Annotated in this window: 10 protein-coding genes and 1 pseudogene; 1 reads left to right on the top strand and 10 read right to left on the bottom strand. The window is 29.0% G+C overall.

What is annotated here, in order from left to right; translation table 11 throughout:
- Positions 1-25: 25 nt before the first annotated feature.
- Complete coding sequence (locus LY01_RS13675) at positions 26-583, bottom strand: hypothetical protein (RefSeq protein WP_146080438.1); 558 nt, start codon at positions 581-583, stop codon at positions 26-28.
- Between the two features lie 638 nt (positions 584-1,221).
- Here LY01_RS13675 and LY01_RS13670 point away from each other — a divergent pair.
- Positions 1,222-2,123 (top strand): annotated as a pseudogene (locus LY01_RS13670) (IS982 family transposase).
- Here the strand turns inward: LY01_RS13670 and LY01_RS13665 are convergent.
- The 9 genes from LY01_RS13665 to LY01_RS13630 all read right to left on the bottom strand — a co-directional run bounded on the left by LY01_RS13665 (position 2,120) and on the right by LY01_RS13630 (position 8,456).
- Positions 2,120-2,773, bottom strand: coding sequence for a P-loop NTPase family protein (locus LY01_RS13665; RefSeq protein WP_104516553.1), 654 nt, complete (start codon positions 2,771-2,773; stop codon positions 2,120-2,122). The pseudogene LY01_RS13670 and the gene LY01_RS13665 overlap by 4 nt on opposite strands.
- A 2-nt stretch (positions 2,774-2,775) precedes the next feature.
- Positions 2,776-2,943 carry a hypothetical protein gene (locus tag LY01_RS15185; RefSeq protein ID WP_170034652.1) on the bottom strand — a complete coding sequence of 56 codons (168 nt, stop codon included), beginning with the start codon at positions 2,941-2,943 and terminating at the stop codon, positions 2,776-2,778.
- A gap of 91 nt (positions 2,944-3,034) precedes the next feature.
- Positions 3,035-3,688, bottom strand: a complete 654-nt coding sequence (locus LY01_RS13660; RefSeq protein WP_104516551.1) for a hypothetical protein — start codon at positions 3,686-3,688, stop codon at positions 3,035-3,037.
- A 132-nt stretch (positions 3,689-3,820) separates the two neighbouring features.
- Positions 3,821-4,003: a hypothetical protein gene (locus LY01_RS13655; protein ID WP_104516549.1), complete on the bottom strand. Its 183-nt coding sequence runs from the start codon at positions 4,001-4,003 to the stop codon at positions 3,821-3,823.
- Positions 4,004-4,021: 18 nt separating this feature from the next.
- Positions 4,022-5,185, bottom strand: a complete 1,164-nt coding sequence (locus LY01_RS13650) for an AbiH family protein (RefSeq protein ID WP_104516547.1) — start codon at positions 5,183-5,185, stop codon at positions 4,022-4,024.
- Between the two features lie 2 nt (positions 5,186-5,187).
- Positions 5,188-5,670: a hypothetical protein gene (locus tag LY01_RS13645; protein WP_104516545.1), complete on the bottom strand. Its 483-nt coding sequence runs from the start codon at positions 5,668-5,670 to the stop codon at positions 5,188-5,190.
- 256 nt (positions 5,671-5,926) lie between these two features.
- Positions 5,927-6,205: a helix-turn-helix domain-containing protein gene (locus tag LY01_RS13640; protein WP_104516543.1), complete on the bottom strand. Its 279-nt coding sequence runs from the start codon at positions 6,203-6,205 to the stop codon at positions 5,927-5,929.
- 118 nt (positions 6,206-6,323) lie between these two features.
- The gene (locus LY01_RS13635; RefSeq protein ID WP_104516541.1) at positions 6,324-7,253 is read right to left on the bottom strand and encodes a hypothetical protein; all 930 of its coding nucleotides are present in this window, start codon (positions 7,251-7,253) and stop codon (positions 6,324-6,326) included.
- A gap of 132 nt (positions 7,254-7,385) precedes the next feature.
- Positions 7,386-8,456 carry a site-specific integrase gene (locus LY01_RS13630; protein WP_262497527.1) on the bottom strand — a complete coding sequence of 357 codons (1,071 nt, stop codon included), beginning with the start codon at positions 8,454-8,456 and terminating at the stop codon, positions 7,386-7,388.
- Positions 8,457-8,528: the final 72 nt, after the last annotated feature.

Raw genomic sequence — 8,528 nt, 5'->3', positions numbered from 1 at the left:
CTAGTTCTGATAGATTCAAATCTAATCATAGTTCTATTGATTTGTTTAGTAATTGATGCGTAATAAGACCGCTATTAAATAAACGATCTGTATAATTGATTCTAACGATTGGACTATCATTAGGTCTTTTAAAATGTAGAATTAATCTTTGTTGCGGCCTTACATTAAAAGTTCTTTCATGAATAACACCTTCACAAACAACTTCTTCTCCTTTTTCATTAATCGCGATAAAATCTTGGCTTATATTTTGTGAGAAATGTTGCACTGCTTTATCGTAAGTAAGATCTGTTCGTGTTTTTAAAATATTAGTTTGATCACTTGCTAAAAACTCATATATAAAGACATCATTATTCTTTAGAGATGAAATTATCTGCTCATCCTTCTCATTCTTTAATAAAAACTCATTAGGAACTTTTATTAAAGTAAAATTAATATTATTAGAAAACTCGCTTATCGGTATAGAAGTAAAGGATTTACCTAGATAGAAGAAAGACTCCTTACTATCTGAGCATGCTAATAATAAAAAAAGAGAGATTGTAAGGAAACTTAATTTCCTTAATAACATTAAAATTGGGTGACTCAATGGTTTGGTTTGGTTTGGTTTGGCTTGGTTTGGCTTGGCTTGGCTTGGTTTGGCTTGGCTTGGCTTGGCTTGGCTTGGCTTGGCTTGGCTTGGCTTGGCTTGGCTTGGCTTGGCTTGGCTTGGCTTGGCTTAATAAAGTATTAAAGTTACTATAACACCACACTAAAAAACAATTATAATAAGTTAAATTTTTAATAAAAAAAACAGAGTTTAGCGATAATCATCTTGAATCCATTATTATAACTATGAATTATTGTCTAGCTTATTTTAAAAAACTGTTTTAACATTAACAAATTTTAATCGTTAATCTAACATTGTACAAATTCCTCTTCCACAAGCTTTGTGATATAGCTCACTGAAAATTGTACTTTAAAATGATTCTTGTTTTAACAGTTAAACTACAATCTACTTGGGAAATCCATAATTAACAGCTAAATATTAAATTACTCCTTTTTGCTTAAATATTAAGAGCATTAAATTATTCAATAGCATCATTAATATCTATGGATTTCAATGAAGTTGAGATATTAATATTAACGTGAGTTCGACGTAAGAAATATTAATTTATTATAGGAAAAAAGAGAGATAATCAGCATGTTAATATACTGAAATACAGTTGATTAACTAAAAACTCTCTTATGATTTCTGATCTTAAAATTATTGAAATTTTCTGTAAAATAGACGATTTCATGCTTGAAAATAATCAAGTTGTGGCGCAATCAGGCATTTCTACTGATAAAATCACAAAATCAAGGATAAGAAAGTTTACTATGTCCGATAGTGAGGTGATGACTATTATGATTCTATTTCATTTAAAATCTTACAGAAATCTCAAAGACTTTTACAAGACTTATGTGTGTAAGAATATGCAAGACTACTTTCCAAAACGTGTATCGTATAATCGATTTGTTGAGCTACAAAAACGTTTAGTTCAACCTTTAGCTGTTTACTTAAAACTATATGGTTTGGGCAAATGTACAGGCATATCTTTTATTGATTCTACAACATTAAAAGTATGTCACATAAAAAGAGAAAAACAGCATCAAGTTTTTGATGGCATTGCAGAAAAGACCTTTGGAACCATGGGATGGTATTATGGTTTTAAACTTCATCTTATTTCAAATGATAAAGGTAAAATCATTGATTTTCTTATTACTAAGGCTAATGTGGACGACAGACAACCACTAAAGGATAAGACTTTTCACGATAAAGTTTTTGGAAAAATATATGGTAATAAAGGCTATTTAGGAAAAGACCTATTTGATAAACTTTTTATTGATGGCATTCATTTGGTAACCAAAATGAGAAAGAATATGAAAAAAAAATGGCGTTTATGAATCGAGTCATTCTAAGAAAAAGAGCTGTAATTGAATCTATAAATGATGTGCTTAAAAATACCTGTTACATCGAACATTCCAGACATAGATCATTCGATAATTTTATAGCAAATCTTGTAACTGGATTAACTACATATTCTTTCTTAGAGTCCAAACCATTCATAAATATCCAAAGATTTTTACCTGAAGTAAGAATTCCTTAGATCGAACTCACGTTAACTATCAAAGATTCTAAATTGACACATTCAAATAATTCTGGTATTTCTAAAAAGCTAGTCAAATCACTTTTACCGATATCTAAGGCCGTTTTCTTTGAGAGTAAATTATTTTTAATTTTGGTTTTAACCGATTCTAATCTATTTGTACTAGACTTGATAATTGCATTTTCCAATATATATTGAATACCTTGATAGTCATGTTCAAGATTCCCTGAAATATAAAATACATCTCTAATGCCTTTCATTAATTTAAATAAATATGCCTTATAGCTTAAGTCTATTTTGTTTTGTATAAACAAGTAAACTATTGCATTTGGATACCTTTTCTTAATTATTCGTATACTTTCTTGATCTTCTGCTGAACTAATTACAACTAGAAAAATTTGAATTGCTTTACCTTTATAAATGCCCGTAAAATTTTCAAAAGAATTTACAGAAACTTCATCAATAGATAACTTGACAGAATGATTTCCATCTGTCACATGTTTTACAAGTACAAAATCATCTCCGTTCTTTACCTTATTATCAGTAAAAAACAAATTTTTAATTAATTGTGTTTTACCTGAACCTTGTTTTCCAATAACATACAGATGGCAATAACCATTTGTAGTTTCAACAAAATTTATGCTATTCATATCTACTTCACTTTTTTATAATCCCCATCTCCCTCAGGAACCATACTCAAACCACTATCTACATCACCACCATTACTAGAGTTCACTTGTGCCTGATCATTCATTAATATAGACAAAAACCAGTAGCGCAACTCGGTGAGTTTTTGTTTGTCTTTTTTATTTTTTCCCATCCCTAACTTTTCTCAATTATTTAAATCTTTACAGCAAGCTTCCAAACAAATTATTAATTATCTGGTTCGGTATTTTTCAACTATCTAGCTTTTATTTAAAAAAACTATTTTTTTTTCTATTACTCCAAATATCTTCATTTTGGTAATCAGAATTAAGTATAGGGTTACGCATGGTAGTTTTTCCATTAGATAGTTCTCCAGTTAGATGGCAGTAATTCTCGCCAAAATCTAAATTCTTCCACTTATTCCATTCTCTCCAGGCATCTACTGAAAGTGGTTGTGCAGGATTGAATCGTATTTGAGAAGCTGTTCTAATACAATAACCATGTTTTGGTTTTTGTTCTTTCGCTGATGGAATAGTTTTCACCTCCTTCTTTTTTTCAGATAGCTTAATTCCACTTTCATTGCGCTTTTCAGATCTCGATTTTAAACTTTTAACAGCATCTTTTTCATCTAGCTCAACAATGTCTACATCTTGATAAACTATCCTCTCATAATTTTTACTTGTAGGCTTAAAGGAATCAAAAATATCTAATAAAACTTCTGATCTTAAATAGTTCTTTTTCAATCCTAATAGCCCCTTTTTAAAAACAGGACGTTTTATAAATATACAATGTGCACTTTCTTCTAGTAAAGTCATATGTTGAAGAGTGTGATCTTCATATACACTTTCTACTAATTTTTTAGCACTGAATGCAATTCCATATTCAACATTATTCTCTGCAGAATAATCATATAGATTCATAGATGTAATAATGCCTTCTGTCTCATTGACATAACTTTTTGCATGTAATCTAGGTTCGTATATTATGGAAACATTTGGAAATGATTTAAAATACTCTAAATCCTTACTCTTGATACTGCGATAAAAGTCTTTTTAATTTTTACCAAATAAAATTTGAAGGTATATACTAGGATCACCTTTTATTAAATCAAAACGCTCTTTAAAGTGATTATCTAACTTTATATACGGTGATGTTATATAGACGAATTTTTTCGCATCTACAATAATGGAGTCAATTGCATCATTTAATGCATCTCCTGTTAAAAATGTACTCATTATTAATAACTTTAATTTTTATTCTTGTTTTAATATCTCCTTAGCCTGTGGTATTCTATTCTTTTCATCGTATTCGACTATCTTCTTCCTCATGAGCTGATTACTTTTAAAGTGCCGTGAAATATCCATCGTCTTGTTTATAAACTCTTGCTTGTCGTAAAAGTGGATTTTAATAGACTTACAGTTATCATGTTCAAATATTTCATTAAGCATAACTCGATCTGATAAACCACAGGAATGACCATATATCACTACTTGGTAATCATCAGAATTTAAAAACCTTAATAGATCTCTATATTTTCCATTTTCAGCGTATTTGAATGATTTAATACCTTGAAAGTATTGATTATCATTTGAATCTTCAATGCTTTTGTAATCCGTGTCCATTTCATCACCATAACCAAAAATCATAGAATCGACGTCTTCTAAATCACCATGAATATGACATATGTTAATTTGTGGAAAATTATCTTTCAGGGAAAAGCCATATTGTTCCCCTATGAAATTCAGAACATTTGCAACAGTTTTGGTATAATTAAAATTGATAAAGAATAATTTTTCTGTTTTTACTTCGTCTAGTTCATTGAATCCATCTATCAAGTCAGTTTGGTCAATTTTTGAAATAAATTGAGAGTTGTACTTTTTTGCTACATCTTCAAGATCAGAATTTGAAATGTCTAATTGATTTAAATATTGATGGAGTAAAGACTTGATTCTAATTAAATCCTTGTTTAATTGATCTATTTTCAAATCATTTTTTTTGAAGCTATCCTTTAATAAATCAAAATAAGCTTTCTCTATATCAACCCAACCAGAAATTGAATATTTGAATATTTTCTCTAACAGTTCAGATTTGAATTTGAAAACTATATGTTTTGGATTTCGTGTAATAAAATTCTTAACATCCTCATAGCTACTAAAATTCTCCTTTACTTGCCAAAGAACATTATGCAAGCTAACAACACGTATTTTACTATAAATTATAAAGAATTCATCTTCAAATAAATGTAATACTCTATCTCCTTCACTAGTGGACTTATACTGATTATTTTCTAAAGCATTAATGAGAGATCCTTTAAAATACCAAAGCAAAAAATCTTCGTAATTGGTTTTCAAACCTAATGCAAGATCAAAACCATTACCAACTAGAACTAATTTGTTTACAATTTTCTTCTCTCCCATCCCTAACTATTCTCTACAATTTTAATCTCCTCATCACTCAAACCATACAATTCATAAACCATTTGATCTATTTCTTTCTCGGTTTGATTGATTTGTGATTGTAGTTGTTGGACTTCTTTTTTCTTTTCTTCAAAAAGCTCCATCCATTCATACTCATCTTTTTTAGTGAGTTCTGGAATGACTTGATAAGGTGTCGTTTCCTTTTGACCAGACGGATCTCCTAGATCAATGACAGCAGCTTTTGTAGCAGCTCGATTTGTGGCTTTTATCGCCTTGTTCAACTCTTTGATAAAATCGGCAAAGTCCAACTCGTGCCAGTTTTGTAGTTTTTTGGAGAGTTTTTCCAATTGGAATTGAGATTTTAAATAAGTGGTAAACTTATTCTCGCCTGAATTAAGACTAGAGGTTAAGGCAATTAATAATTCAGCTTTCTTAGCAAGATTATGTTCTATTTCTGGTAAATTACTTGAAATAGGAATTGTCATTATCTTATCTCTTCTGAAATCATAAAAGCCACCTTGTAATGTAACATTGATGAAATTTGTTTTTAAAGTGTATGTCAGCTTAATAACCTTATTGAATTTTTATACACTAAATCTTGATTAGACTTATATTTTTAAATTAGGAACTTAATATGTTTAGTAAATTGTGCGTAGTATGAATCTTCAAAGTGAATTAAATTAATTGTTTGAGCAATTCACTAGAATAAAACATTGAAAAAAAATCAATAAGTTTTAATCTTTAGCTATTTCTATTTTTATTCTCAGCGATCCTAGATATTTCTTTATTTGATAATTGCTTATTTCTAAGCATCCATTTATCTAGATCGTCTTTGTGATAATAATTATGTCTGCCTTCAGGTTTGTAAAAAGTGATGTTCCCTGAGCTTGTATGCTTATATAATTTACTTTGGGCAATTCCTAAATAGCGACTTGCTTCAGAATGGGTAAAAATTTCTTTGTAGATTAAATATTCTGGTGCGAAGAAATTTTGAATAATAGGTGTTTCTGCTTTATCCATTTGTTTGATTTATACAATTGCTTAGTTGCTAATTGCATTGCAAACATATTTTGACATAAAGATTCGTACAAGGGAGATAGGGAGATATAAAAATTGATACTATATCTAAAGCCCTTATTTAGCTAGATTTATTTAAAAAAGTTTTTTCAAAGAAATCGTCAAATAACTTTTTTCTTCTAATACTCGCACTGCCTTTATCAAGCTTGTCGGCCATGTTATACCAATTTATTGATTTGACATCAAAACATGATTGAAGAATATCATATTTTCTATACGGCACAATTAATAAATTATAATCATTAAGTAGATAAAACAAATAACTTAGCTCATTTGGTTTCTTTAACCATTTCACAGATTCATAATCATATGTAAAAGAAAATAATTTGTAAAATGAGAGTAAGTCTGTTTTGATACATCCATTTTTAAGCAAAAATTCATATAAAAATTCAATCTCACTTGAGGCATTAATGTCATTTCTCCATTGGAAACTTTTATGCTTTTTTAAGTAGAGATAGTCCTTTGGTAAAATCAAATTGAATCCTATGGAGTCAATCGTATCTTTAATATTATTGTAAATATTGCGTTTAGGTTGACTAATGACATGAAAAACTTCATCATGAGATTCTATTTCTTTATCTACTTCTCTCAATAAATTTTTGTCATTCCAATGTTCCAGGTCAGAACTCATAAAACTGATGTATTCTAAATATTTTGAATCTATTATGTGTAGCGCAACAACGTTGCAAATTTCGAGAAGCTTAACTACAAAATATTTCCTTGCAACATTTGTCTTTAAATGTGAAAACACATCGTACTGAAAATATTTCCAGGTATTTAAAGCCTTTTTAAATGACTCCAATTGTAAGTATTCATCTTCAGGCGCAATCTTTAATTGTAAAGATTCTTTATGTAAAAAATTAGGGACTTTGACTTCTCCAATATGTTCAAATTTAAATGCCTCATAAACATCTAGATCAATTACTTTATAATAAATCCTTTCATCGAAATTCTCAGATATATATTTTTTGAATTTGAAAAAGGTTTTCAAAACTTCATTATCCAGAGTTTCTTTTAGATCCCTGAGATCCTTCTTGTTCCCAATAATTAAAGTAGAAAATCTTTCTTCGTAATAAAAACTATATTAATGATATTCAAACATAATGCGGTATAAAATTAAATTTTATAACAAGGTAGGAATATTATCGATAGAATCATCTTTCAACTTTTCAACATAATTAAGGTATTTTAAAGTAGTTTTGATTGAGGCATGCCCCATGGCATCTGCTACGCTTTTTAGATTTGCTCCATTAAATAATAACAGAGTTGCAAAACTATGACGTGCACAATAAAATGTAATATTTTTTTCAATTTTAGCCTTAAACATCCAATTTTTAAGATTTTTCTTAATAGCAACGTTACTTATGGTAATGTCAAATATTAAATCATCTTCACCTTTCCTTGAACCGATTAACTGGGCCGCTGTGCTATTCAATTTGTTATTGATAAGACTACCTGTTTTTTCTCTGCGTATTATTAATCGATCCTTTTTAATATGTGACCATCGCATTTTTTTTATTTCTGCTAGCCCCATACCAGTATAACAACAAAATAAGAAAGCTGATTTAACAGCAGCATTTCCACAATGTGTTCTAAATAATAATTTCAACTCTTCGACATTAAGCACCTCTTTCTTTAATGTGTCATCTTTATTCGGATTACTAAATCGAATATTTTCAGTCGGCATAGATTTAATTAAGTCCTCTCTTAATGCCCCTCTTAGAATTTTTTTAAAACGAGTAAAATAATTATGTGGGGTCTCTCCTGATAAAGAATCATCTGAAATTAGAAAATTTTTAAAACCATCCATAACTTTAAAATTTAGATCAGAAAGAGTGTATTCATTTTTATTAGCATATTGCTTGAATTTGTTTGTAGCAGATAATAGCATTCTTTTATCCTTCTTTTGATATTTAGATATGAACTGCTTTGTATAATCTAGTACTAAAATATCTTTGAAATGCTGCGGTGTGTATGAAGTACCTATACTCAATAATTCAAGCTCGCGTTGAGCAGCCATAGATTCAGCAATTCTTTTCTTCTCTTTTTTTTGAGATAGGTCATCTTTATTTGATCCTTTAGTATAATATTTGATATTTAAAAACTCATATTTGCGTTTGCCGTTATGATAAATATCTAAATAAAAACTTTTACCTCCATTAGATAAGTCCTTAGTCCTAAGTTTAACGCTAATTTCCTACATATTTTGAGCTTGCAATATAGTAACAAAATAGTAACAAATTATCTACTAATTGAAGAAAACACA

This window comes from Nonlabens xylanidelens (assembly GCF_002934445.1).
Classification (GTDB): domain Bacteria; phylum Bacteroidota; class Bacteroidia; order Flavobacteriales; family Flavobacteriaceae; genus Nonlabens; species Nonlabens xylanidelens.
Note: the sequence above shows the minus strand (reverse complement) of the source record. Positions and strands in the feature narration are given on the sequence as shown.

Coding starts and splice junctions, on each gene's coding strand:
- LY01_RS13640 (WP_104516543.1), bottom strand. CDS start 6,205: ATGGATAAAGCAGAAACACCTATTATTCAAAATTTCTTCGCACCAGAA.
- LY01_RS15185 (WP_170034652.1), bottom strand. CDS start 2,943: ATGGGAAAAAATAAAAAAGACAAACAAAAACTCACCGAGTTGCGCTAC.
- LY01_RS13660 (WP_104516551.1), bottom strand. CDS start 3,688: ATGAATCTATATGATTATTCTGCAGAGAATAATGTTGAATATGGAATT.
- LY01_RS13655 (WP_104516549.1), bottom strand. CDS start 4,003: ATGAGTACATTTTTAACAGGAGATGCATTAAATGATGCAATTGACTCC.
- LY01_RS13665 (WP_104516553.1), bottom strand. CDS start 2,773: ATGAATAGCATAAATTTTGTTGAAACTACAAATGGTTATTGCCATCTG.
- LY01_RS13645 (WP_104516545.1), bottom strand. CDS start 5,670: ATGACAATTCCTATTTCAAGTAATTTACCAGAAATAGAACATAATCTT.
- LY01_RS13650 (WP_104516547.1), bottom strand. CDS start 5,185: ATGGGAGAGAAGAAAATTGTAAACAAATTAGTTCTAGTTGGTAATGGT.